28 protein-coding genes and 1 tRNA gene are annotated in these 23,733 nt (G+C 63.4%); 7 read left to right on the top strand and 22 right to left on the bottom strand.

Going from position 1 to position 23,733, the window contains the following annotated elements:
• The first annotated feature begins 46 nt into the window (after nucleotides 1–46).
• Complete coding sequence (gene hflX, locus AB7F49_RS10890; protein WP_428522163.1) at nucleotides 47–1,408, top strand: GTPase HflX; 1,362 nt, start codon at nucleotides 47–49, stop codon at nucleotides 1,406–1,408.
• Here hflX and mazG read toward each other — a convergent pair.
• The 9 genes from mazG to AB7F49_RS10935 all read right to left on the bottom strand — a co-directional run bounded on the left by mazG (nucleotide 1,366) and on the right by AB7F49_RS10935 (nucleotide 10,625).
• A complete protein-coding gene (mazG, locus tag AB7F49_RS10895) occupies nucleotides 1,366–2,250 on the bottom strand; it encodes a nucleoside triphosphate pyrophosphohydrolase (protein WP_428522165.1) in 885 nt (294 codons plus the stop codon). The two genes, hflX and mazG, sit on opposite strands and share 43 nt — an antisense overlap.
• Before the next feature lie 786 nt (nucleotides 2,251–3,036).
• Entirely contained in the window at nucleotides 3,037–3,831 is a 795-nt protein-coding gene (locus AB7F49_RS10900) for an MBL fold metallo-hydrolase (protein ID WP_428522167.1), read from the bottom strand.
• The gene (locus AB7F49_RS10905; protein ID WP_428522169.1) at nucleotides 3,828–4,622 is read right to left on the bottom strand and encodes a TatD family hydrolase; all 795 of its coding nucleotides are present in this window, start codon (nucleotides 4,620–4,622) and stop codon (nucleotides 3,828–3,830) included. The genes AB7F49_RS10900 and AB7F49_RS10905 overlap by 4 nt, the downstream gene beginning before the upstream one ends.
• Before the next feature lie 5 nt (nucleotides 4,623–4,627).
• A complete protein-coding gene (locus AB7F49_RS10910) occupies nucleotides 4,628–5,065 on the bottom strand; it encodes a hypothetical protein (protein WP_428522171.1) in 438 nt (145 codons plus the stop codon).
• Nucleotides 5,066–5,072: 7 nt separating this feature from the next.
• Nucleotides 5,073–6,650, bottom strand: a complete 1,578-nt coding sequence (gene metG, locus AB7F49_RS10915) for a methionine--tRNA ligase (protein ID WP_428522173.1) — start codon at nucleotides 6,648–6,650, stop codon at nucleotides 5,073–5,075.
• Nucleotides 6,651–6,711: 61 nt separating this feature from the next.
• Complete coding sequence (locus tag AB7F49_RS10920; protein ID WP_428522175.1) at nucleotides 6,712–7,740, bottom strand: DNA polymerase III subunit delta'; 1,029 nt, start codon at nucleotides 7,738–7,740, stop codon at nucleotides 6,712–6,714.
• Nucleotides 7,737–8,405 (bottom strand): dTMP kinase, encoded by a 669-nt coding sequence (gene tmk / locus AB7F49_RS10925; protein ID WP_428522177.1) that lies wholly within the window; start codon nucleotides 8,403–8,405, stop codon nucleotides 7,737–7,739. Before tmk ends, AB7F49_RS10920 begins: the two co-directional genes overlap by 4 nt.
• 31 nt (nucleotides 8,406–8,436) lie before the next feature.
• Entirely contained in the window at nucleotides 8,437–9,663 is a 1,227-nt protein-coding gene (locus AB7F49_RS10930) for a D-alanyl-D-alanine carboxypeptidase family protein (RefSeq protein WP_428522179.1), read from the bottom strand.
• A gap of 77 nt (nucleotides 9,664–9,740) precedes the next feature.
• The gene (locus AB7F49_RS10935; RefSeq protein ID WP_428522181.1) at nucleotides 9,741–10,625 is read right to left on the bottom strand and encodes a septal ring lytic transglycosylase RlpA family protein; all 885 of its coding nucleotides are present in this window, start codon (nucleotides 10,623–10,625) and stop codon (nucleotides 9,741–9,743) included.
• Between the two features lie 263 nt (nucleotides 10,626–10,888).
• On the opposite strand from AB7F49_RS10935, the gene AB7F49_RS10940 reads away from it, so the two are divergent.
• Nucleotides 10,889–11,197: a hypothetical protein gene (locus AB7F49_RS10940; protein WP_428522183.1), complete on the top strand. Its 309-nt coding sequence runs from the start codon at nucleotides 10,889–10,891 to the stop codon at nucleotides 11,195–11,197.
• A 64-nt stretch (nucleotides 11,198–11,261) separates the two neighbouring features.
• Complete coding sequence (locus tag AB7F49_RS10945) at nucleotides 11,262–11,789, top strand: hypothetical protein (RefSeq protein WP_428522185.1); 528 nt, start codon at nucleotides 11,262–11,264, stop codon at nucleotides 11,787–11,789.
• Nucleotides 11,790–11,952: 163 nt separating this feature from the next.
• Here AB7F49_RS10945 and AB7F49_RS10950 read toward each other — a convergent pair whose 3' ends face one another.
• Nucleotides 11,953–12,105, bottom strand: a complete 153-nt coding sequence (locus AB7F49_RS10950; RefSeq protein ID WP_428522187.1) for a hypothetical protein — start codon at nucleotides 12,103–12,105, stop codon at nucleotides 11,953–11,955.
• Between the two features lie 322 nt (nucleotides 12,106–12,427).
• On the opposite strand from AB7F49_RS10950, the gene AB7F49_RS10955 reads away from it, so the two are divergent.
• Both AB7F49_RS10955 and AB7F49_RS10960 read left to right on the top strand, forming a co-directional pair.
• Nucleotides 12,428–12,517 (top strand) — tRNA-Ser (locus AB7F49_RS10955).
• A 29-nt stretch (nucleotides 12,518–12,546) separates the two neighbouring features.
• The gene (locus tag AB7F49_RS10960; protein ID WP_428522189.1) at nucleotides 12,547–12,717 is read left to right on the top strand and encodes a hypothetical protein; all 171 of its coding nucleotides are present in this window, start codon (nucleotides 12,547–12,549) and stop codon (nucleotides 12,715–12,717) included.
• A 51-nt stretch (nucleotides 12,718–12,768) separates the two neighbouring features.
• Here the strand turns inward: AB7F49_RS10960 and AB7F49_RS10965 are convergent, their stop codons facing one another.
• The 9 genes from AB7F49_RS10965 to AB7F49_RS11005 all read right to left on the bottom strand — a co-directional run bounded on the left by AB7F49_RS10965 (nucleotide 12,769) and on the right by AB7F49_RS11005 (nucleotide 20,207).
• On the bottom strand, nucleotides 12,769–13,056 hold the full coding sequence (locus AB7F49_RS10965; protein ID WP_428522191.1) for a hypothetical protein: 288 nt from the start codon (nucleotides 13,054–13,056) through the stop codon (nucleotides 12,769–12,771).
• Between the two features lie 40 nt (nucleotides 13,057–13,096).
• Nucleotides 13,097–14,284: a branched-chain amino acid ABC transporter permease gene (locus AB7F49_RS10970; RefSeq protein ID WP_428522193.1), complete on the bottom strand. Its 1,188-nt coding sequence runs from the start codon at nucleotides 14,282–14,284 to the stop codon at nucleotides 13,097–13,099.
• 9 nt (nucleotides 14,285–14,293) lie between these two features.
• The gene (locus AB7F49_RS10975; protein WP_428522195.1) at nucleotides 14,294–15,163 is read right to left on the bottom strand and encodes a branched-chain amino acid ABC transporter permease; all 870 of its coding nucleotides are present in this window, start codon (nucleotides 15,161–15,163) and stop codon (nucleotides 14,294–14,296) included.
• Between the two features lie 12 nt (nucleotides 15,164–15,175).
• Complete coding sequence (locus AB7F49_RS10980) at nucleotides 15,176–15,877, bottom strand: ABC transporter ATP-binding protein (protein ID WP_428522197.1); 702 nt, start codon at nucleotides 15,875–15,877, stop codon at nucleotides 15,176–15,178.
• Entirely contained in the window at nucleotides 15,877–16,593 is a 717-nt protein-coding gene (locus tag AB7F49_RS10985; protein WP_428522199.1) for an ABC transporter ATP-binding protein, read from the bottom strand. The genes AB7F49_RS10980 and AB7F49_RS10985 overlap by 1 nt, the downstream gene beginning before the upstream one ends.
• 84 nt (nucleotides 16,594–16,677) lie before the next feature.
• The gene (locus AB7F49_RS10990; protein ID WP_428522201.1) at nucleotides 16,678–18,024 is read right to left on the bottom strand and encodes an ABC transporter substrate-binding protein; all 1,347 of its coding nucleotides are present in this window, start codon (nucleotides 18,022–18,024) and stop codon (nucleotides 16,678–16,680) included.
• Between the two features lie 209 nt (nucleotides 18,025–18,233).
• Entirely contained in the window at nucleotides 18,234–19,370 is a 1,137-nt protein-coding gene (locus tag AB7F49_RS10995) for a YeeE/YedE family protein (RefSeq protein WP_428522203.1), read from the bottom strand.
• A gap of 14 nt (nucleotides 19,371–19,384) precedes the next feature.
• Entirely contained in the window at nucleotides 19,385–19,729 is a 345-nt protein-coding gene (locus AB7F49_RS11000) for an ArsR/SmtB family transcription factor (RefSeq protein WP_428522205.1), read from the bottom strand.
• An 85-nt stretch (nucleotides 19,730–19,814) separates the two neighbouring features.
• Nucleotides 19,815–20,207 carry a thioredoxin family protein gene (locus AB7F49_RS11005; RefSeq protein WP_428522207.1) on the bottom strand — a complete coding sequence of 131 codons (393 nt, stop codon included), beginning with the start codon at nucleotides 20,205–20,207 and terminating at the stop codon, nucleotides 19,815–19,817.
• Between AB7F49_RS11005 and AB7F49_RS11010 the strand changes: the two genes are divergently transcribed.
• Nucleotides 20,200–20,793: a thioredoxin family protein gene (locus AB7F49_RS11010; protein WP_428522210.1), complete on the top strand. Its 594-nt coding sequence runs from the start codon at nucleotides 20,200–20,202 to the stop codon at nucleotides 20,791–20,793. The two genes, AB7F49_RS11005 and AB7F49_RS11010, sit on opposite strands and share 8 nt — an antisense overlap.
• A gap of 45 nt (nucleotides 20,794–20,838) precedes the next feature.
• Here the strand turns inward: AB7F49_RS11010 and AB7F49_RS11015 are convergent, their stop codons facing one another.
• The 3 genes from AB7F49_RS11015 to soxA all read right to left on the bottom strand — a co-directional run bounded on the left by AB7F49_RS11015 (nucleotide 20,839) and on the right by soxA (nucleotide 22,901).
• A complete protein-coding gene (locus tag AB7F49_RS11015) occupies nucleotides 20,839–21,360 on the bottom strand; it encodes a DsrE family protein (protein WP_428522212.1) in 522 nt (173 codons plus the stop codon).
• Nucleotides 21,361–21,426: 66 nt separating this feature from the next.
• Nucleotides 21,427–22,056: a sulfur oxidation c-type cytochrome SoxX gene (soxX, locus tag AB7F49_RS11020; RefSeq protein ID WP_428522214.1), complete on the bottom strand. Its 630-nt coding sequence runs from the start codon at nucleotides 22,054–22,056 to the stop codon at nucleotides 21,427–21,429.
• Nucleotides 22,057–22,073: 17 nt separating this feature from the next.
• Nucleotides 22,074–22,901, bottom strand: a complete 828-nt coding sequence (gene soxA, locus AB7F49_RS11025; protein ID WP_428522216.1) for a sulfur oxidation c-type cytochrome SoxA — start codon at nucleotides 22,899–22,901, stop codon at nucleotides 22,074–22,076.
• A gap of 350 nt (nucleotides 22,902–23,251) precedes the next feature.
• Here soxA and soxY point away from each other — a divergent pair, with 350 nt between their 5' ends.
• Nucleotides 23,252–23,704, top strand: coding sequence for a thiosulfate oxidation carrier protein SoxY (gene soxY, locus AB7F49_RS11030; RefSeq protein ID WP_428522241.1), 453 nt, complete (start codon nucleotides 23,252–23,254; stop codon nucleotides 23,702–23,704).
• Nucleotides 23,705–23,733 lie beyond the last annotated feature (29 nt).

Consider the following 23,733-nt stretch of genomic DNA (forward strand, 5'->3'; position numbering starts at 1 on the left):
AAGGGCGCGTGCTGAGAAGGGTACAGCCACCGGAACCGGGATACGAGTGCAGCCACGCCGTCGCGACCAGAATTCCGGCCGGCTCAGCCCTGACGATCCGGGCAAGTCCACCGGCCGTGCGCTGGTGATCGGTCCTTATCGCAAGGAGCAAAAGTCCGGTGCGCTCCGCTCGCCTCAGGCGCGCCTCGAAGAGGCCATCGGACTCGCGCTAGCCATCGACCTCGACGTGATCGACACCGGCATCGTGTCGCTGAACGAGATCAGACCCGCGACCTATATCGGCAAGGGCAAGGTCGAGGAGGTCGAGGGGCTCGTCAAAGCCCACGACATCGGTCTCGTGGTGATGGACTGCGCGCTGTCGCCGGTCCAGCAGCGCAATTTGGAAAAGGCATGGGGTACCAAGGTCCTCGATCGCACCGGGCTGATCCTGGAAATCTTCGGCAAGCGCGCCCAGACGAAGGAGGGCGTGCTGCAGGTCGAGCTGGCGCATCTAACGTACCAGAAGAGCCGCCTGGTCCGCTCCTGGACCCATCTCGAGCGCCAGCGCGGCGGCTTCGGGTTTCTCGGCGGCCCGGGCGAGACCCAGATCGAGGCCGACCGCCGGGTGATCGAGGAGCGCATCGCGCGCATCGAGGCCGAACTGGAAAAGGTCAAGAAGCGTCGCAAGCTGCACCGCGACAGCCGGGCGCGGGTGCCGTACCCGATTGCGGCGCTGGTGGGCTATACCAACGCCGGCAAGTCGACGCTGTTCAATCGCATGACGCGGGCCAAGGTGCTGGAAGCCGACATGCTGTTCGCCACGCTCGATCCGACATTGCGGGCGATCGACCTGCCGCACGGAACGAAAGTGATCCTGTCCGATACCGTCGGCTTTATTTCCGAGCTGCCGACCATGCTGGTGGCGGCCTTCCGCGCGACGCTGGAAGAGGTCACCGAGGCCGACGTGATCCTGCATGTGCGCGACATCTCGCATGACGATACCGAGGCGCAGATGCAGGACGTGCAGGAGGTGCTGAAGGCGCTGGGGATCGACGAAGCGCGGCGCGGCCGCGTGATCGAAGTCTGGAACAAGATCGACGTGCTGGATGCGGAAGCACGCGCGCGCGTGGAGAACATGGCGGCGCGGACAGCGCCCGACCATCAGCCGATGGTCGTGTCGGCGCTGACGGGCGAGGGGATTGATGCGCTGTTGTCGGCGATCGAAGGCCGGCTTGCGGAAACGCGCATTGTGATCGATCTGGTGCTGGACGGCACCGATGGCGCGGGCCTGTCCTGGCTGCACCGGAACACCGAAGTGATCGAGAAATCGGTTCAGGACGACGGCAAGGTCGCCGTGTGCGTGCGCGCCGACCCGGTCAAGGCCGCTCAGGTGCGCGCGCGCTTTGCCGGGGCGATCCCGGTGTCCTGAGCATCCGCGCCGCGTCCGGCAGGCTCGGTCGCCTTGGTTTCGGTGGCCTTGGCCTGATCCCAGAGTGCGTCCATCTCGGCAAGCGTCGCCTCGGACGGAGTTTTGCCGACGCGCAGCAATGCAGCCTCGATCGCGGCGAACCGGCGCTCGAATTTGACATTGGTCGCGCGGAGCGCCGCATCCGGGTCCACATCCAGATGCCGCGCGAGATTCACCAGTGCGAACATCAGATCGCCGATTTCACCGGTCGCGGCGTCCCTGTCCTTTGCGTCGAGCGCGGCTTCGATTTCGTCAGCTTCTTCACGGATTTTCGCCAGCACCGCGCGCGGATCGTTCCAGTCGAACCCGACCTTTGACGCTTTCTGCTGCAGCTTGAGCGCGCGAGACAGCGCGGGCAGGGCCGCCGGGACGCCGGCCAGCGCGCCTGCCTCGTCGTCCTTGCCGCGCCTCCGGCGGCGCTCAGCCTTCTCCTCGGCCTTGATCCGGTCCCACAATCCTTTGACCTGGTCCGGCGTCAGATCGGCCGTGTCGCCGAACACATGCGGATGCCGCCGGATCAGCTTTTCGGTTATCGCCTGGACGACATCGCCGAACGCGAACGCGCCTTGCTCCTGCGCCATCCGCGCATGAAACACGACCTGTAGCAGCAGGTCGCCGAGCTCATCCTTGAGATCGTCGAGATCGTCGCGTGCAATCGCGTCGGCGACCTCGCAGGCTTCCTCGATCGTGTAGGGCGCGATGGTCGCAAAATCCTGCTTCAGGTCCCAGGGGCAGCCGGTGCCGGGCGTGCGCAGCGCGGCCATGATTTCGATCAGGCGGGCGATGTCGCGGGAGGGTGTCACAGCCTGGGGAACCTACCGCCTGACGGGAGGCAGTCCTGCGCAGTCGGCAGCTTCCGTTGCTCTCGCTTTCCTGGACTCTCTGCGCACGCAGCTTGAATCACAAACGGCGTCCCATCGACCTTTTGTACAGGCGCGTTCGGCGCGACCCACAACTTGAAGCGTTTCGTTCCAAAAACCTACCATAAATCTCGCAAGGTCACAGAGCGTTTGCTTGTCCTCAGCAGCGGTAGATGTCTTTGTGGAACGCGCTGTGATGGCATCGACGCGGGCTTGCCCTGTCGCCGATTGAGCCTTGACCGCTGCAATGGCCGAGCTGCATGCGTCAGCAGATACTTGCTCCGCCGGGGCAACAGCCAAGACAAATGTTGCGAACACAACTTGCAGCAACCAACGTTTGCTCATCGCCTGTCCTCGATAGGGTCAGCACGCACAGCGGATTGCTGGCGTCGAAATGCGGCCCGGGTAATGTTGGGGCGGGTTGCGGTTGCGGGTCTCACGTCACGCCACGATGTGGCCGGGCAAAGCGTAAGCACAAGCGGTTTCGGGCGCCATCCCCAGGCAAGGAACCTCGGCCATCCAATTCGCATAAGACATATTATGGAACATTGAGTCGGGGTTTGGGAACGGTCCGACGGGGGCCAGCCAGGCGGCCCATGCCCGGCAGAAGATTTGGCGAACGAAACAGTTATCTCGCTATCCTCTGCCTTCATGTCCACTTTTCGATTCAAAAATATCTATTTGAATCAGATTATTATGCCGGATTTCGTAAGCGGGATCATGAGTGGTTCAAGCTGGAATTTGCATTCCATCGAATCCCGGCTCGACCTGGGGCGGCAGCGATTCGCGCAAGGCGTCGTAGTCCAGATCCGTATGCATGTTGGTGAGGATCGCCCGCTTCGGCTTCAGCCGCTCGATCCAGCCAAGCGCATCCGAGAGCGAGAAGTGGCTCGGATGCGGCGTATGGCGCAAGGCGTCCACGATCCAGACATCCAGCCCGGCGAGCGCAGCCGCGCTGTCGTCCGGCAAACCGACCAGGTCCGCGGTATAGGCGACGCCACCGAACCGGAAGCCCAGGCATGGAATGTCGCCGTGATCGAGACCGATCGGCAGCGCCGTGATCACGCCGCCATCGCCTTCGACTGCGAATGGCTCGCCGGGCCTGATCCGGTGCTCGGCCAGGATCGGTGGATACGCACTGCCGGGCGGCGTCATGAAGCAATAGCCAAACCGCGCATGCAGCGACCGCGAGGTTGGCTCGTCGACATAGGCGTCGATACGGCGGCGATGCTTGATGAACAATCCGCGCAGGTCGTCGATTCCGTGGGTATGGTCGGCATGCTCATGGGTAAACAGCACACCGTCGAGCTTGGTGACATTCGCGTCCAGAAGCTGCTCGCGAAGGTCGGGCGAGGTATCGACCAGTACGCTGGTCGTCCCAGCAGGCCCGGTCCGCTCCACCAGAATCGAGCAGCGGCGTCTGCGGTTCTTCGGATTCTCCGGATTGCACGCGCCCCAGCCGAGCGCAGGACGCGGGACGCCGCCGGACGAGCCGCAGCCAAGGATGGTGACGGTCAGGCTCATGCTGCGGCTGAGATGTTGCGCGGGACCTTGTTGAAAAGCCGAAAGAAGTTGTCGGTGGTTTGTAGCGCGATCTGCTCGAATGTCACGTCGCGGGTCTGCGCCAGCATCTTTGCGGTCTCGATGACATAGGCCGGTTCATTGCGCTTGCCGCGATACTTGCCCGGGGCAAGGTATGGCGCATCGGTCTCGACCAGGATGCGGCCGGCCGGCAGCGATGCCGCAATCTCCCGCAGGTTCTGCGACGCCTTGAAGGTCAGGATGCCGGTGAAAGAAATGTGCATGCCTAGCGCAATTGCGCGTCTGGCAAGTTCGGGACTGCCGGTGAAGCAATGCAGCACGGCGGGGAAGGCCCCCTTCCCCGTTTCCTCCTCCAGAATCCGCGCCATGTCGTCGTCGGCATCGCGCGAATGGATCACCAGAGGCAGCCCGGTCTCGCGCGCGGCCGCGATATGCACCCGGAAACTTTGTTCCTGCGCCTCGCGCGGGGAATTGTCGTAGAAATAGTCGAGGCCGGCTTCGCCGATGGCGACCACCTTGGGATGCGCCGATTTGGCAACGAGGTCAGCCGTGCTGATATCGAGTTCCTCGTGCGCGTGATGGGGATGAGTGCCGACCGAGCAGAAGACGTCGTCGAACCGCTCGGTGATGGCGAGGAGTTCCGGCAGGCGCCGCACCCGTGTCGAGATCGTGACCATGCGGCCGATTCCGGCTGCCCGCGCGCGGCTCACCACACCGTCGAGATCCGCGGCAAGGTCGGGGAAATCCAGATGGCAATGGCTGTCGACCAGCATGGCGCTCACAACTTTCCGGCAGCGTCTCGACCGGCAAGCGCCGCGATCGCGTTCATATCGCTATGCTCGGCCTGCAAATCCAGAAGAAAGGGCGTCCGCCGGCCTGCCACCCGGATGATCATGCCGCCGGCTTCCGGCCTCGCGACTTCAAGGATCGCCGTCACCGGAATGCGCATATTGCGGTTGCCGTAGAGGCCAAGCGTCGTGATGTCGGCCATGTCGCCATCCCGGATAATCCGGACGACATACGCGTTGCCGTAGAAGTACAGCGCCACCAGCGGCAGAAATCCGATCACGACCACGATGGCCACCGCCGCCGGCCGCGAGCCACCGCTCCACAGCACATTGGCCCAGTAGAACCAGCCCACCGACCAGACGACAGCGGCAAGAATGCTGAAACGGGCCCGTTTGGCCCGCTGGCGGTTGTCATACAGAACCGTCATTGCCGATCTACTGCCGTGCCTTCTCACCCGTGGCGGCGTCGGGATCAATGTAGCGCGGGAATACCCCGACTGGGGTGGGCAGATTGACGCCGGAGGCCAGCCGGTGCCCACCGCCGAGCCGCGCGAAGTCGCGCTCCTCTGCCGGCACCGCCAGAAGGTCGAGCAGCTTTCCGGCCGAGGCCGGCACGAACGGCTGCGCCAGGATCGCGACCTGACGGATGACCTCGGCTGTGACGTAAAGGACCGTACGCTGCCGCGCCGGATCGGTCTTGGCCAAGGCCCACGGCGCCTCCGCGGCAAAATAGCGGTTGGCGTCGGCGACCACCGCCCAGACCTGGTTCAATACCTGATGCAGTTGTTGCGTCTTCATCGCCTCGCGCGCGCCGGCGATCATGCCATCGGCTTCGGCTAGGATTGCCTTGTCACCGGCGGAGAGTTCACCCGGTTCCGGCATCACGCCGCCCAATTGCTTTCCGATCATCGACAGCGAGCGCTGCGCCAGATTGCCAAGGTCGTTTGCGAGTTCCGCGTTGATGCGGGTTGCGATCGCCTCATAGCTGTAATTGCCGTCCTGACCGAACGGCACTTCACGCAGGAAGAAATAGCGGATCTGGTCGACGCCGAAGGTGTCGGCCAGCGTGAACGGGTCAACGACATTGCCAGTCGACTTCGACATTTTCTCCCCGCGGTTGAACAGGAAGCCGTGGCTGAAGATGCGGCGCGGTACTGCAATTCCGGCCGACATCAGGAAGGCCGGCCAATAGACCGCGTGGAAGCGCACGATGTCCTTGCCGATGACGTGCAGATCGGCCGGCCAGTATTTGCGGAACATCTCGCTGTCGGCGTCGGGATAGCCGATTGCGGTGATGTAATTCGTAAGCGCATCGACCCACACATACATGATGTGCTTGTCGTTGCCCGGCACGCGCACGCCCCAGTCGAAGGTGGTGCGCGAGATCGACAGGTCCTGCAGGCCGCCCTTCACGAAACTTGCAACCTCGTTCAGCCGCTCCTTCGGCAGCACGAAATCCGGGTGCTTCGCGTAGAGGTCGAGCAGCCTGTCCTGATAGGCGGAAAGCCGGAAGAAATAGCTCTCCTCCTCCACCCACTCGACCGGGGTGCCGGTCTCGATCGCAAGCCGCGTGCCCTGCTCGTTCAGGCGGGTCTCGTCCTCTGCGAAATAGCGCTCGTCGCGCACCGAATACCATCCCGCATACTTGGCGAGATAGATATCGCCATTCGCCTCCATCTTCTCCCAGATCGCCTTCGAGGCAGCGTGATGCCGATCCTGCGTGGTGCGGATGAAATCGTCGTTCGAGCAGTTCATCCGCTCGACCATGGCCTGGAAGCGCGGCACGTTGCGCTCGACGAGCTCGCGCGCGGTCAGCCCTTCGCGCGCCGCGGTCTGCTGGATCTTCTGGCCGTGCTCGTCGGTGCCGGTCAGGAAATAGACGTCGTAGCCGTCGAGCCGCATGAAGCGCGCGATCGCATCGGTCGCGATCGCCTCATAGGCGTGACCGATATGCGGCGCGCCATTCGGATAGGAAATCGCGGTGGTGACGTAGTAGCGGGGCTTCGCCGGCATCGGGCGTCGTTCTTTTCAAATTCGGAAGGATCAGGCGACGAAGGGGCTTGCGGAACAGCTATCAGCCGCGTGCGGCATCGGCAAGGCGGCCGAAGGCTTTGAAGATGAGCGGCTTTCGATCGAGATTGTACGTATCGGCTTCACGTGCGGCCGTGTTCAGTTCGTCCCATATATCCGCCACTCGGGCGGCTTGCGCGAGGTCCGGCGCGACCGCTTCGAGGCGCGCGGAGAGCCAGTGATTCAGCGCGTCGAGCACGATCTCGAAGACACACGCATCCGCGGTCGCGAGGCTGTCGGCAAGCGTGTGCAGCTGGCGCATTTCGGTCGCAGGCAATCGCCCGAGCAGCGCCATGGTCTGCTGTCGCAGCTTGAAGGCTGGCCCGTCAGACAGGGCAAGCGCCCGGCTCACACTGCCCTCGCCGGCAGAGACCACCGCCTGATCGGGCTCCTCCCCCGTTGCCGCAGCCAATGCGCGTGCCAGGTCTTCGGACGCCAGCGGACGCAGCATCAGCCGATGGCAGCGCGAACGGATGGTCGGCAGCACCGAGCCTGCGGCGTGACTGACCAGCAGAAATAGCGTGCGGGCCGGCGGTTCTTCCAGCCCCTTCAGCAAGGCATTGGCGCTTTCGGCATTGAGATCGTCCACCGCGTCGACGATCACCACCCGCCAGCCGCCAAGCCCCGCCGTAGCGCCGAGAAAGGACGCGACCTTGCGGGCATCGTCCACGCGGATCACGGTGCGCAGCTTGCCGGTATCGCCCAGCGTACGCTCCAGCACCAGCAAGTCGGGATGGGATTGCGCGGCAACCAATCCCGCGGCGGTGCCGTCTTGAGACAGCGCAAGCGAGGTCGCGTTGCGGACCGATGCCGGGTCGGGATGGGCGAGCACGAAGCGCGCCATGCGAAAGGCGAGCGTAGCCTTGCCGATGCCCGGTGGTCCCCCGATCAGCCAGGCATGCGGAATACGCCCGGACCTGTAGGCATCGAGCAGCTTGCGCTCCGCCGCTTCGTGACCGAACAGCACGGTCGTCTGTCTCGGATGCGGAAATCCCTCATCGCCGGTGGCCGCGGCCGCAGCAGCGCGGCTCATGACCCGGTTTCCGCGAGCGCAACCGGTGCGGTGGCGGGGTCGAGCTTGCGCGTCACTGCCGACCAGATGCGTTCGGTCACGCGTTCCGGCGCATCGCTGGCATCGATCAGGACGCATCGGTCCGGTTCACTGACCGCGAGTTGCCGGTAGGCCTCGCGCAGCCGGTCGTGGAAGGCGATGTCTTCACTCTCGAAACGGTCGATCGCGCCGTCGCCGCGCCTTGCCCGCGCGCGCGCAAGTCCGGTCTCGGCCGGCGCATCGAGGATGAGCGTGAGGTCAGGCTTGTTGTCCCCGACCGTGATCTTTTCCAGACGCTTGATCAGACGCGGGTCGACGTGTCCCAGCACCCCCTGATACACGCGCGTGGAATCGGCAAAACGGTCGCAGACCACCCAATGCCCGCGATCGAGCGCCGGCTTGATGGTGTAGCCGAGATGATCCTCTCGGGCGGCGGCAAACAGAATGGCTTCGGCTTCCGCGCCGAGCGGCTTGGCAGCCCCCGACAGCAGCACATGCCGGATCACTTCGGCGCCCGGCGAACCGCCTGGTTCGCGCGTCAGCGTCACTGCGATCCCGAGCACCTTCAGCCGCTCGGCCAGCGCCAGCGCCTGGGTCGATTTGCCGGTGCCCTCGCCGCCTTCAAAGGTGATGAATTTTCCGCGCATGCTCGTGGTTTCCGCCGACCGGGTCCCGGTCTCACAGCTTCTCCAGCCCGGCCCGGAACCAGCCGCCGACCAGTTCCGCCAGCGCGTCCATGGCGCGCCTGTGCAGCGAGCCACCTTCCACCGATTCGGCTGCCTGCAGCGGCGTTTCAAGAGCGACGTTGTCGCCGCGCCAGACCTTCAGCGTTCCGATCGGCTGACCTTCGGACACCGGTACCTGCACCGGACCGCGATAAACCACCCGCGCCAGGATCCGCTCGGTTGAATTCTTCGGGATCATCAGGCGGATCGGCTTCTTGTCCTGAGACTCGAGCGCGACATAGCGATGCTCGCCACCGAACACCCGCGCTTCTCCGACCCGCTGACCCTCAGCGAACAGGAGCCGCGACTCGAAGCCGTTGAACCCGAAATTCAGCAGGCGTCGGGCTTCGTCCGCACGTTCATTGGCCGATTTCAGGCCGTTGACCACCACGATCAGACGCAGATCGTTCTGCACCGCCGAGCCCACCAGGCCGTAACCCGCCTCCTTGGTGAAACCGGTTTTCATGCCGTCCGCGCCGATATTCATGGTCAGCAGCGGGTTGCGGTTCAGTTGCCGGATCTTGTTCCAGGTGAATTCCCGCTCGCCATACCACTTATAGAGCTCAGGATAGGTGTGGATGATATGCCGCGCGAGTTTCGCAAGCTCGCGCACGGTGACCCGCTGCTCCGGATCGGGAAGTCCGGTGGAGTTGGTGAAATTCGACTCGGTCAGGCCGAGTTCGCGGGCGCGTCCGTTCATCAGGCGCGCGAAACTGTCCTCGTTGCCGGCAATTCCCTCGGCGAGCGCGATACACGCGTCGTTGCCGGACTGGATGATCGCGCCCTGCAGCAGGTCGGACACCTTGGCGCGGCTATGGATCGGCGCAAACATCGTCGAGCCGCCGGAGGGAGCGCCACCGCGGCGCCAGGCATTCTCGCTCACGATGAATTCCTCATCGAGGCTGATGTTGCCCTCCTTGATCTCGTTGAAAACCGTCTCGGCCGTCATCAGCTTGGCAAGACTTGCAGGCGCCACCAGGGTGTCGGCGTTCTTCTCGAACAAGACGGTGCCGGATTCGGCCTCGATCAGGATCGCGGTCGGAGCCGCAGTCTGAAAGCCCTCATCCTTGGCCTTGCCGCCGGCAATCGTCGCCGGCGCGGCATGCGCTCCGCCGATTGCGGCGCCGAGAACTGAAAATGCGGCAAGGGCGCCGATGGCGCGTCGGGTCAACAGGTTCATCGTACGGAAAACACCACGTTTTGCGCGGAAATCGCGCGAGCGACGCCCCCTGGTGAAGCCGGGTTCGCAACGCGCCGCTAGTAGAGGCCGCGTCCGCTCATGAATCCGGCCCGCGCATCATAGCGCAAGCCTTTGCCCGCGGAAACCGGCCGGGCGGCAACGCGGGCCGGCCGTCCGGCCGCCGTCACGTCGGTCAGGCGCGGCGAGACCGGCTCGCCGAGATTGTATGGCCGGCCGGGCGGAACCGGAACCGGGCCGCCGACCGCAACACCGCGCGGCAAGGCAGGCAGCGCGATCGGGGCCCTGCCGGCCGCGGCTACAAGGACCGGCGCCGGGGCGGGCTCGCCATGGCGCAGCGTCGCCGCCAGCCTCCGGTCGTCGGACCCTTCGAGCGCCGCGCGTCCGATATATTCGACCCGCACACGCGCAACGCCATTGTCCTTGAAACCGAGCAGTTGCGCGGTCTTGTGCGACAGATCGATCACGCGATTGCCGTGAAAGGGTCCACGGTCGTTGACGCGAACGATCAGCGAGCGCCGGTTGGCGAGATTGGTGACCCGCACATAGGACGGCATCGGCAGCGTCGGATGTGCCGCGGTGATCGATTCCATGTCGAAGACTTCGCCATTGGCGGTCAACCGCCCATGAAAATCGCGCCCATACCAGGACGCGAGGCCTTCCGACCGATAGCTCGTATTCTCCTCGGGTACGAAGGTGCGGCCCGCCACCACATACGGCTTGCCCACGCGATACACCCCGCCGCCTTTCGGTACGCGCTCACCGAGCTCCACCACGCGCGGACTGGAGGCAACGCCGTATTTCGGATCGACCTTTCGCGCAAATTTGTCGGACGAGGCGCAGCTTGCCAGCGCAAGCGCCGCGACCATCGCGGCCACGCCCCCGATCGCACGGTTCCCCCGAAACGACGGCATCCCGTCCCCAATTGACGTGTCAGGGGCCATGGCCCCTCCCCGGATTCACCATAGCGTGACCCGCCCGCCACGCAAATGGGCAGAGTGTTCCGATGGTTAACGCACGATGTGCGCACGGTATCTTATGACGGCACGGCCCCGCCCCGCCGGCCGCCTTTTTGTTTCCGGCTCGGCTCGGCGCGGCCGGTTGCAGACTGGCCCCGGCCTATTTTTCCACATCCCTCACGTGCAATTGCGCGCAACCCGGGAGCACGTGCTAGATTGGATTTGTCTGGTGTCACCACGGTTTTGCAATGCCCGGTCCCATCCCCCCCGCCAAAGAGTCACTTCGGGAAAGCCGGCTTCGCAACAGTCCGAACTGGTCGCGGCTGTTCGTTCGGCCGATCCGGCTCAATGATGGAACGGTGCTGTTCACGCTGAAACAGGCTGCGGAGCGAATCCTCGAAATTCCGGCGGCGCCGTCATCGCGCGTGGCCGCCGCGCGGATCATGGATGCAGCGCTCCGCGGCGGAGACATCGGTCACACCGAGGCCGCGGTGCGGCTCGCCTTGAAGGCGTCCCGTCCGAAGCCCGCTACCGGCAACGACGCCGGCACGCCGTAGCAACACTATGTACCCGCGTCGTCGCCGCGCTGATTGTCTGGCAAGCTGGCGGATGGGCCAGGGGTTGTGGCCCCAGGCAGGCGAACGTGTGGGCGGCGCTTTGCCCTGGTTGCTTCGGATCGCGATGCTGCATGTCGCAGCTTTCATCTCGGCGCTGACCGTCTCTGTCGCACCGGGCAAAGCGGCATCGGCCTGCGAACTGGTGAAGGACTATCTGACCGGGCCGCCCCGGCAATTCATTGCGAACCGGCGCGGGCAGCCCGACAAGAACGGGTTCTGGGCGGCGAGCAACAAGCTTGAGACGCATGGCTGCGTGCTGGCTTCCGGAGAAATCACGGCAAACGAATTCAATTATCAACTCATCTGCCACTGGACCGAAGACCGGAAGCTTTTCAATTCGTCGCTGCGCGAACTGCGTTCCTGCGTCCCGAAACTGTTGCTCTCCCCGACGCTGAAGATCGGCAGCGAGATTACGAGCGAGGCCCACAAGCACAGCTGGGAACTGGATACCGACGCCGAAAACCAGATCGTGGAGCTGATTTGGGAATATGGCTCCTACCTGCTCAGCATCGGCTATTGGCCAAAGAAATAGAGACGGCGTCACCGGGCAGTTTACGTCGGCCGCCAAGCGCAAACTTGCGCGTCCCGGAGCGGTGGCGTGCGGCTGCGACACGAAATCCACCGGCCGTGGCGGCGACGACGCCGTCTCCGAGTTTTTCGGAAAACGGCCTCAGTCGGGAACATTCCGGACTAGATCACCATGCCGGGCAAAACTGCACGGAGGTGCAGTAGCTAAGCGTGTAATGCACCGCTGTTTCGCTACCGGCGGCGCTTTCCAGCACGTCGTCGGAGACCTCGAAGCCGAGCATGTCCTCTTCCTGCTGGTTCAGTCCCATCGCCACATTCATCGCACACTCCCTTTCATGGTCGGGCTGTGACCATAATAGCATGTGTCACGGGACAGTCATCGCCGTCTTGTGACATTCGTCGGACCGGCCACGCACCCACATGATGTTTGCGGCCCCCGCCCTCCGCGCGGATTGACGGCGGCCAGCGGGAATGCGCGTCACTGCTCGGACCGGCCCGAATACCGCTCCCGCGCCGCGGCGATCATGAAGCTGGCATTTTCGGCCGAAGCCGAATAGCTACCGGATTTCGGTGGCAATCTTGGCGGAAATGCTGCTTTGTTCCCTTGGGACAATCAGCTAAGCGACTGAGACTGCCAGCCTCGGAAGGGTGGCCGAGTGGTTTAAGGCAGCGGTCTTGAAAACCGCCGTGGGTGCAAGCTCACCGTGGGTTCGAATCCCACCCCTTCCGCCAGGACCCCCAAAAAGCGGACGGGTTGAGACGTGTCAGGTTTGGCCGAACGCGACCCACCAAAGCGCGCACCGCTCAAGCCGGTGCCGGAAGGTTGGCGGCGCTTCGTATTGCTTGGCATTCTCGCCATTGCGGCGCTGGGCGTTTTCGCGACGCTCGGAGCGGTTTATTTGCTGCCGGCCTTGTTGTCCTATCTGCGCTGAGGACGCCGGAAAACCCGCGCCGTTGCTCGCGGCGGGCGCGGGTGCCGGTCTTCAGGCCGCGGCCTTGTTCTTGATCGCGCCGACGATGGCGGTCAGGATCGCGCCACCGGCCCCGCCTGCGATCACGTGCGAGACGATGCCGCCGACGCTGAGGTTTCCTGCCTGAGCAGCCGCCATGACCGACGGCAGCAGCAATGTCACAACCTGGCCCAGAACCCCGCCACCGACCGCACCTGCGATGAGGTTGCCGATCATGCCGAGATCGAATTGCGGCGCGGCCTTGCCAGCACCCGCGCCACCAAGCGCTCCAGCGACGAGATTGATCAAAATCTGTTCCATGGAGAAGCCTCCTTTGCCCCGTTGTTGAGGCGGTGCGAATCTAGACGTCCCGACGCAAGGCGTCGATCAGGGACGGCGGCCTTGCACCGGTTTTCGGCGCCTCTCCCAGCGTCGTAACCGTCAGTGTGCGCCGCACCGGAAACAGCACCAGTCCCCACCTGTCGGAGATGTAGCCCCAGATTCCCTTGGGTGCGAACAGCATGATCACGATCGCAAGCGCGCCGAGCAGGATCAGGTACCAGGTGCCGTAGCTCGAGAGGTAGGTCTGCATCAGATAGAAGATGATGACGCCGATGATCGGCCCCTCGATCGTCCCGATGCCGCCGATCACCACAATGAAGACGACGTAGGCGGTCCAGTCCAGCACGGAGAAGGCGGCATCCGGCGAGACCCGCGCCTTCTGCAGGTAGATCAGCGCGCCGACCATCCCGGTGCCGATGGCGGCGAACACATAAACCCAGAACTTCGTACGAAAATTGTCGACGCCCACGCTTTCCGCCGCCACCTCCGAATCGCGAATCGCGGCCAGCGCGAGTCCGCGCCGCGACCGCAGGATCCAGTAGACCGCGAACACGGTGCCCGCGACCAGCGCGAGTGCGATCCAGTAGGTGATGATGTCGCGCGCCGCCGGCGTGCGCACGTCGAACGCGGTTCTCACCCATTCAATGCCGAACACGCTGTTGGTGACGGATGGGGGCAGCGAAGTGCCGGTCCCGCCACCCAGCGATTTGAACTGGGCGAATACCAGCCGGTAGACCTCGGCCACCACCCAGGTGCCGATGGCAAAATAGGCCCCACGCAGGCGGAACACCACGAACGCGGTCGGCACCGCGCATAATCCCGCGAACGCACCGGCGAGAATGATCGCCAGGATCGGGTCCATGCCGGTGAAAATCGTCAACGCGAACAACAGATAGGCACCCAGTCCGACGAATGCCTGCTGGCCGACCGAAACAAGCCCGGCATAGCCCGCGAGCAAATTCCAGTATTGCGCCAGCGCCAGCATGTAGAAGATGAAGATCAGGTCCTGGATCAGGTTGCGGCTGGCAAAAGCGGGCAGCACGATCAGGAGACTAATCAGCCCGGCTCCGAACGCGGCCAGCAGACGGCCGTAACCTGCGCCGATCCGGCTCGCATAGTTGCGCTTGATCGGCGCCGGCTCGGGCGAGCGTCTGCCCTTGTCGTCCTTGTTCTGCTGCCACGCCGCAACCTGCCAGAACAGATCCATGACGCGCCTTCAATCGAAGGCGCGCGGGAACAATCCGCGCGGCCTGAGAACGAGCACGATCAGGAAGGCGATGTGACCCGACAGGATTTGCCACTCCGGATTGATGGCGGCGCCGATGGTTTGCGCGAGCCCGATGATCATGCCGCCGATGAGCGTCCCCCACAGGCTTCCGAGCCCGCCGATGATGACCGCTTCGAATGCATAGAGCAGCCGCGCGGGCCCGATGGTCGGATCGAAATTCGCGCGCATGCCGAGATAGAGCGCGGCGATGGTGACCACGATCATCGCGATCCCCATCGCCACCGCAAAGATTCGTTTGTGGTCGATGCCCATGACCTGCGCGATTTCCAGGTCGTCCGACGTGGCGCGGAAGGCGCGGCCGAGCTGGGTACGGTAGAAGAGGAGGTTCAGGGCGAGGATCACGACAATCGCCGACAGGAACGTAATGAGCGGCAACACGCCGAACGCAACCCCTCCTCCGAGCGAGATCGAGGCCGTGCCGATCGCGCCGGAGCGCAGCAACTGGCTGTCGGCGGAGAAGCCTTCCATCAGCCCGTTCTGGATGATGATGGAGAGTCCGAATGTCACGAGCAGCGGCGGCAGCAGATCGCGCCCGAGCGTGCGGTTCAGCAGCAGATGCTGAAGCGCAAAACCGGCCGCGAACATCAGCGGAATCGCGAACAGAAGCGCCGCGAACGGACCGATGCCCAGCCAGGCCGAGAAGGCGAGGATCGTGAAGGCAGCAAGCACGATCAGATCGCCATGCGCGAGATTGACCAGCCGCATGATCCCGAAGATCAGCGACAGCCCGGCCGCAAATAGTGCGTACAGGCCGCCGAGCAGGATGCCCTGGATGATGGTGTTGATCCATTCCGCCATCGGCTCGTTCCTTCACGATCCGAAATAGGCGTTGTGGATTTGCGCGCGCGACAATTCGCGCGGGCGCCCGCTGAGCGAGAGCCGGCCTTCCTGGAAGCAATAGACACGGTCGGCGACCTGCAGCGCCTGCACAATGTCCTGCTCGACGATGACGACGCTGGTACCGCTCTCCTTGATCCGCGGCAGTGCCGCGTAGATGTCGCGGATAACGATCGGAGCAAGCCCCAGGCTGATTTCGTCGCACAGCAGCACACGCGGATTGGAAATGAGCGCGCGGCCAATCGCCGCCATCTGCTGCTGTCCGCCCGACAGGGTCGTGCTCGCGGCATGGCGCCGCTCGCGAAGGACCGGAAACAGCCGGTAGATTTCCTCGAGCGTCCACTGGCCCGGCGCCTGCCGCCCGTACCGGCCGATCAGCAGATTTTCCTCCACCGAAAGCGAGGGAAACAGCCGCCGGCCCTCGGGCACCAGCGATATGCCGAGCTTCATCACCAATGCCGCGGGCATTGCGCCGATCGGCTGGCCATCGAACATCACGCTGCCGGGATCATTGCGAATGAGTCCTGCGATCGATTTCAGATAGGTCGATTTGCCGGCGCCATTGGCGCCGATGATCGCAACGGTCTCGCTCTGCTCGAGGAAGGTGTCGATGCCGTACAGCGCCTGAAAGTCGCCATAGAACGATTTCAGGGTGCGGGTTTCGAGCAGCGCCATTACGCTTCGATGCCCATATAGATTTGCCGCACCTCGGGTGAATTCATGACCGTGCGCGGATGGCCCTGCGCGATCTTGCGGCCGAAATTCAGCACCATCAACCGCCCGACCACGGCAAGCAGCGCATGCACGACATGCTCGATCCACACGATGGTGGTGCCACCGGCATGAATGCTCTGGATGGTGCCGACGAGTTCCAGGCATTCGCCTTCGGTCAGCCCACCCGCGATCTCGTCGAGCAGCAGCAGCCGTGGCCCGGTTGCAAGCGCGCGCGCCATTTCCAGCCGCTTGCGCTCGAGAAGGGTGAGTGAGCCGGCCGGTACATTGGCGCGCGGCAGCAGGTGGGTGCGCTCGAGGATGTCGCCGCACGCAGCGGTCACGTCGCGCTCATTGCGGCCCCGGCCATAGACGGCGCCGACCAGCAGATTTTCGAACACGGTCAGGTTCTCGAACGGCTGCGGGATCTGGTAGGAGCGCCCGATACCGGCGAGGCAGCGCTGATGCGGGCGGCTGCGGGTGATGTCCTTGCCGTCGAGGCGGATGGTGCCGGCATCCGGCGAAACCCCTCCCGCGATCAGGTTGAACAGCGTGGTCTTGCCGGCTCCGTTCGGGCCCACGATCCCGAGCGCCTCGCCCGCCGCCACCGACAGGTCGACGTTTTCGGCGGCCACGACCGAGCCGAAGGATTTCGAGACGCCCTGAAGTTCAAGCAGCATACACGGGGATACACAGCGTCAGCGTTGAAAAGACAAGGGCCGGGCATGATCCCGGCCCCCGTGCTCGTCGGATCAAGCGTCGGCTCAGCTGATCGGCTCCATCTTGCCGCCGACCGGAATATTCGGCGCGGTGCGGTTGTCGGTGATCACGATCTCATACTTGTTGCCGTCCTTGAGACGCCACTGGCCGCCCACCAGCGGGGTCTTGGTGACGTTCTTGGCCGCAAAGGGTGGCACGCCCTTGCCGTCCCAGCGCACCGGGCCTGCGACCGTCTCCAGATTGGTCTTCTGGATCGCATCCACTGTCGCCTTGTTGTCGCTGATGTCGGCGGATCGCTTGATGACATCGAGGCCGACTTCGAACAGCGAATGAATGAAGCCGATCGGCTGGGTCCATTGCTTCTTGGAATGCTGCTCATAGGCGTCGCCAAGCTGCTTCGCGGTCATGCCGTTCAGCGACGACTTAAACGGATGACTGGGCGTCCACCAGACTTCCGAAGACAGGTTGTTGCCATCCTTGCCGAGCGCCTCGACCGCAACCGGGAACAGAATGGCCTTGCCGACCGAGGCCGCCTTCGGCCGGAAACCCTGCTGCATCGACTGTTTCCAGAAGGTGGTGAAATCCGGCGGCAGCACGACACCGGTCAGGATCTGCGCGTTCGCTCCCTTGAACGCCGCGATCTGCGCGGAGAAATTGTCGGTGAGATTCTGGTAGCGGCCGGGATCGAACAGCTTGAAGCCGGCCTTTTCGAGCGCCGGCGGCAGACCGACCACCTTGTCGCCCCAGGCGTTGCCGTCGGCGTCGTTCGGGAACAGCCCGCCGACGATCTTGTTGGTGTCGAGCTGGCTCCACATGTTGGTGAAGACGGCGATGACGTCCTCCAGACCCCAGAAATAATGGTAGGTGTAATTGAACGGCTTCCAGGTTTTCGGATCGCCCGGATTGCCCTGCCGCCCGATGAACCAGGGCTGCCACGGGCAATTGTTGGAGACGCAGGGCACCTCCTCGATTTCGCACTGGGTTGCCACCGGATTGGTGGTCTCGGGCGTGTTGGCGACCAGCATCAGGTCGATCTCGTCGCGGGTGATCAGTTCCCGCGCGACGTCGGCGGCGCGGTTCGGATTGGACTGGCTGTCCTTGACGATGATTTCGAGCGGCCGCGTCGAACTGCCGGACTTGATGCCACCCTTGGTGGCTTCGCGCACCTGACCCAGCACGAAATTGTCGGCTTCGGCAAAAGCGGCGAGCGGTCCGGTCTGCGGCGACACGAAGCCGACCTTGATCGGCTTCTGCTGCGCGATCGCCGGCATGTAGACGCCGCTGGATACGAGCGCCGCGCTGCCGGCGGCGGACAATTTCAACAGCGTGCGCCGGTCGATGCCAGGGCTCGAACTTTGGCGCGCGCTAAGGCGCGTGGTCTTGTCGGTCATTGCAATCCTCCCGATGAGTTGTTCTTGTGTGTTCTGCGAGCGCAGCCGAAATGCCGTGTACCGCATGGCGGACACGCATTTCGATTGGCGGTTATTGTTCGTTAGCGCCCGCAACGTGTCAACGCCGCGCAGGATCGCGCAGCGTGACATTTTCTAAAGGTTTGGCCGGTCAAAATCGGTGAGGCGGGATTTCAGACTGCGGCGCTGTATCATGGTTCGGTACAGCTCACGCGCGTCATGCGGACATTGCCGGCCGCTGCAGGCATGGCAGCACCGATGGCAGGCCGCGCGGTCCGCTGGCCGCGCTCCACGATCCACCACAGGCCGAGCCGGCCGCCGGCCACGATCGACACGATCGCGATCATCGAACCGACCGAAAGTGTCGAGACGCCGGTGACGCCCTGCCCGATGGTGCAGCCCAGCGCGGTGATGCCGCCGAAGCCCATCATGAACGCGCCGGCCAGCCGGCGTTTGAACTCCGCTGCGCTCGCCGGAATCTGCCAGCGGAAGGTGCCATCGGTGACCGCGGCCATATACGCGCCGGCAACAAAGCCGATGACCGCCCCGATCGGGAAATCGACCGACAGGGCGGTCGACAGCATGCCGTAAAGCAGCGTCTCCCCGAGCGGACCCACGAAGGTGAAAGATTCGATCCGGCGGGTATCGAACGAGTCGTAGCCGACGATCCCGGTCGCCCACCAGCCGCCGACCACAATCAGTCCAATCAGCACACCGGTGATCGCGAAACGCGGCGTGGCGCGGAAGCCGCGATGGGCGAAAGCGAACGCTGCGATCGCCAGACCGATGACGACGGCCGCGACGGTTGCCCCCTGCCCGCTCAGCCCGGCAAGCAACGGCAGCCGCTGTGTCGCCGACGCACCGAGATTGACCCCCAGCGGATCGGTGACCGCAATGCGCGCGACGCCCGTCAGACCGCGCATCGTCATCATGGCGGTGACGCCGATCACCAGAAAGGTGATGACCGCCCGCAAATCGCCGCCGCCGATCTGGCGAAGCGTGCCCATGCCGCAGGTGCCGTTCAGCGCCATTCCGAAACCGAAAATCAGACCGCCGACGATCAGCGCACCGAGTTCGAGCCGCGAGCCGGTATAGATCGACTTGGTGAGGTCGAGTTCGCCGAACCCTTCGAGGAGGTGCACGCCGACGATCGCGACGCCGATCGCGAGCAGCCAGGTGCGCAGCCGCCGGGTGTCATTGGCATAGACCGAATCCTCGATCGCGCCGAGGGTACAGAATCGGCCGCGCCGCGCGACGAATCCGAACGCGGCGCCAAGCCCGAGACCGAGCAGGAAGCGAACGAGATTGAGCGAAAGATCATCGAACATTATCGCACCCAAAATCAGCGAATCTGCGGGGCGCAGAACGCGGCATGCAGGGCTTCGATCACCTGCCGGACCTCGGGACGCGCCAGCGAGTAGTAGATGTTCTTGCCGTCACGGCGGGTCTCGACCAGATCGTCGGCGCGCAACCGCGCCAGTTGCTGCGACACTGCGGGTTGCCGCAGCTTGAGCAACTGCTCGATCTCGGTCACCGATTTTTCGCCCTCGATCAGAAGGCACAGGATCACCAGCCGCGATTCATGCGAAAGCGCCTTCAGAAAATCGCTCGCGGCCTGCGCGTTCTGCAGCAGGTCTTCCATGTCGAGGTCGGGCTTTTTGGGCTTGCGCGCCAGCGCGGTCACCATGGGGTCGCTCCGGTAACGGATGCCTCCATACATGCGCTATCGTGCAAGTATTTGAAAGGGATGGAACTTTCAAATTGGCTCGGCGCTAGAGCAAAAGCTTTTCCAAAAGGCCCCAAAAAAAGAATTCGCCCGGATAGCCCTCGATGCGCGCCTTCTCCCTGCCATCCTCGACGACGACGAAGGTCGGCGTGAAGCGGATTGGGCTCTTGAGCTCGACCGAATTGTCCTTGCCGCGATCGAGATGCACATGCCGCAGCGGGGCCTTTCTTGCGATCTCCGTCTTGGGATAGATCGGTCCGATCTCGCGGTCCCAGGCCAGACAATAAGGGCAGCCGGCGCGGCGATACATGACGAGTTCGGCCGACAGCGCCGGGGCGACGGCGCCAAGCAATGCAAGGATGGCAATGAAGCCCCTCAGCGTTCGCAATGTCCGCTCCTTTGCAGCCAGGTGATGGTTGGCATATAGTTGCATGATCATGAATGTCACCGCCACGCAATCGCGCCTGTCCCGCCGAAGCCTGCTTGCAGCCGCCGCGGCGCTGCTTGCCCCCCTGCCCGCGGGCGCCTCGATGCTGAAAATGAACGACGACGGCCTCTATACCAGGCCATGGTTTCTCGAAAGCCTGCTCGACCTGAACGACGATCTCAAAGAGGCAAAGGACAAGGGCAAGCGACTGGTCATCATGTGGGAGCTGAAAGGCTGCCCCTATTGCAAGAAAATCCACGAGGTCAATCTGGCCGATCCGGCGATCGAGCGCTTCATCAAGGACCGGTTCGAGCTCTTGCAACTCAACTTCATCGGCTCACGCGAAGTGACCGATCTTGACGGCGAGCGGCTGCCGGAAAAGGCGTTCGCCCGAAAATACGGGGTGCGGGCCACGCCCACCTTCCAGTTCTTCCCGGACAGCGTCGAGGGGCTGGCGCAGAAGGCGCCGCAAGCGCGCGAGGTGGCGCGCTGGCAGGGCTATATGGAGCCGAAGCCGTTCGCCGCGATGTTCCGTTTCGTGGCCGAACGCGGCTACGAGAAGATGAGCCTGCTGGACTATCTGAAGGCCAATAGCTGAGGCGGGTTATCCGGACCGGGTCTTGTACGCGTCCCGGAATGAGCCTCACCCCACCTTCAGATAGGCGAAGCCCTTGCCCTGCAGTTCCGCCACCGTCGCCACGCCGGAGGGCACGAATTTCAGGTACGCGCCGTCGCGCGTCTTGGCCATGTCGATCTTCTGGCGCTTGTAGGTAATCTCGCACAGATAGGCCTCGACCCCGAACTTGGTGAGGCCGATGAAGCGCTTGTAGATCTCGTCGTCGATCTTGTCATTCTCCCACGGCGTGCCGGACCGGTCGGCGAGAAAGAACTTGATGCCGGCTCCGTGCGCGACGATCACGAGCTTCACCCGCAGCGAGTCGAACTCGTAGGCCGAAAGGTGATTGTTCATGTTGGTCAGCATCTGCGAGAAGCGCCCGACATCGCCGAAATCGCAGTGATAGAGGCAGGCGATATCGGTGTCCTTCTTGATGTCGCCCAGGTTGAGTTTTGCGGGCGCGGCCGACACGCGCGACGCGCCGATCGCGGCGCCGGACATCGCAAGCGCACCGATGAAACCACGCCGGCTGGTCTTCGACGAGGTCATGTCATGCCTCCGTGGAAAAGGACCGGCACGACAATCGCACCGGCCCTGATGAAATCGCGCGAGCCTTCAGTCCTTGTTAACAGGGCTGTCGGGGCTCATCAGGAGCGCAACAGCATCCTTGATCTGCTCGATGGTCAATACCTTATTCGAGCCGAAGCGTGGCATATTCGAACACGGAAGCGCCGCGTGAGAGTTATAAATTTTCTCGTAGGTCGCTTTCACCTCTGCGTCCTTGAAATCGCGCAGCTTGCCGTACTGGAACAGGCTCGGTCCGAGCGTGCCGTAACTGACCTCCTGCTTTGAGATCTGATGGCAGGCATAGCAATTGCCGCCATTGACCCGGCGCGCAGGATAATCGCTGAAACGCATGCCATAACCGCTTTGCGCCAGCGCCTCGCCCTTTTTCCAGTCACCGATGAACTTGCCGTCGGCGGGATATTCGATGGTCGCCTTTTCGCGCTTCTGGATTTCCTCGGCGACCGCCTTCGGTGGCTCGTTCCGCGTCGCCGAGCATTGCTTCATGGTTTCATCCTGCGACAGCCGCGGGATGAACTGTTCTGGTGCGCCAGGAAACGCGGCCTTGATGGCGGCGTCGGCAACGCCGGGCGGCACCGTCGACTGTTGCTGGGCGAAGGCCGCCGACCCGGCAATCGCTGCCGCGGCGCAGGCGACAACAACGAAAGGAAGCTTGTTCATGGTTTTTCTCCCTTCGTTCAACGCTTCAGACCGGGTGCGGCAATCTCGCCGCCTTCGGCCTTCTTGGTGAGATAGGCGACGAGCGCGACGCTCGCGTCGGTACCCATCTGCAATTGAGGCATCCGCATCTGCCAGTAACAGTCATAGAGGCGGTGCTGCATGGTCATCACATGCGTGCTGGAAACGCGATAGGCAGGCCATTCACCGACGACTTTTCGGGCCTCCTTGGTATCCGCGAGATATGGCAGCCCCTGCAGGCGGATGCGCAATCCCTCCGCCGCGTGGCAGGTCGCGCAGGAAAAATCGAACGGTCCGGAACGCCGGAAGAACAGGTCCTCACCCAGCGCCAGGACCTCCTTCTCCTTTGGCAGATCGAGCTTGGCTGCGTATTTCTGTCCTGATGACTGGTTGGCGACCCATGTTGCAATGGCACCCAGTTCCTTTACCGGCTGGCCGCCGCCCGGATGCGGGCGCTTCACGATGTCGGCCGGGTTGAAACCCTGCAGTTTCTCCATGCACCAGAGCAGCCGCGTCTCCACGTCCATCACGCGGTCCGCATCCTTGAAGTAGCGCGGCAATTCGGCGAATGCGCCCTCCACTTTTCCGGGACCCTTGCCGAGGTCGCATTGTTCGAGCGTGACATTCTTCGGACCGCGTGGTGTTTTCCACAGCGCCTCGCCGCGGTCGGAATCGAGCAGACCCGGGTTGCTCCAGGGATCCTCGCGCAGCATCTGCCGGTAGCGCTCGATGCCCTTCTCGGTATCGGCATCCTGCGCAACCGCGACACCGATTGCACTCAATGCCCCAATACAAACGGCTGTGACCAAAGCTGTTCGGAATTTCACGCGCGTTCCCTCCCGCTTCGTTTTATCGCTTCGACATGGCTGTACGAAGCATCGGCCTTGAAGATCAAGTGGCCGTTTAGAGAAACAATACATGCATTTTTCCGCATGAGAAGCTTTTGCTCATTGTGCGCTGCGGAAGAGAAAAAGGATTGCGCATTGTCCCTGGATTCAGTAAACACTTTCAACGTAATGAATATGTTCCGTGCTATAAGCGGACCAAGGCGAGGAAACGTGAGGCAATCGGCGCGCTTGTTGCCGGGCTTCTGTCGTGCGAATCCAGCGCCATCATTGAAGTACGGACCCGCATCGCCAGATTGAAGCGACGCGTTCAGGAGAGGATTGAGATGACGATGATGATCACGCGCCGGCAGACTTTCTTGCTGGGCGCCGCAGCGCTCGCAGCCACTGCCCTGGGCCAGGCGGTCACGCCGGCACTCGCCGCAAACAACCTTGATGAGATGGCCAAGAAATTCACCGGCGGAACCGCGCCGGTCGAAGGCAAGGTCAAGCTGGACCTGCCGGAAATCGCCGAGAATGGAAATACGGTGCCGATCACCGTTTCGGTCGAAAGCCCGATGACCGACTCTGATTATGTCAGCGAAGTCATCGTTCTGGCCGACGGCAATCCGAATGCCGGCGTCGCGACCTTCCATTTCACGCCCGCGAGCGGTGTTGCCGAAGCCAATACCCGCATCCGCCTTGCAGGCACGCAGAATATCGTCGCGATCGCCAAGACCAAGGACGGCAAATTCTACACCGCGAAGAAACAGGTAAAGGTCACGATCGGCGGCTGCGGCGGCTGATTTCGCCACGCTGAAAGCCGCAACATCAG

The organism is Pseudorhodoplanes sp. (assembly GCF_050250235.1).
In the GTDB taxonomy this organism is placed as follows: Bacteria; Pseudomonadota; Alphaproteobacteria; order Rhizobiales; family Xanthobacteraceae; genus Pseudorhodoplanes.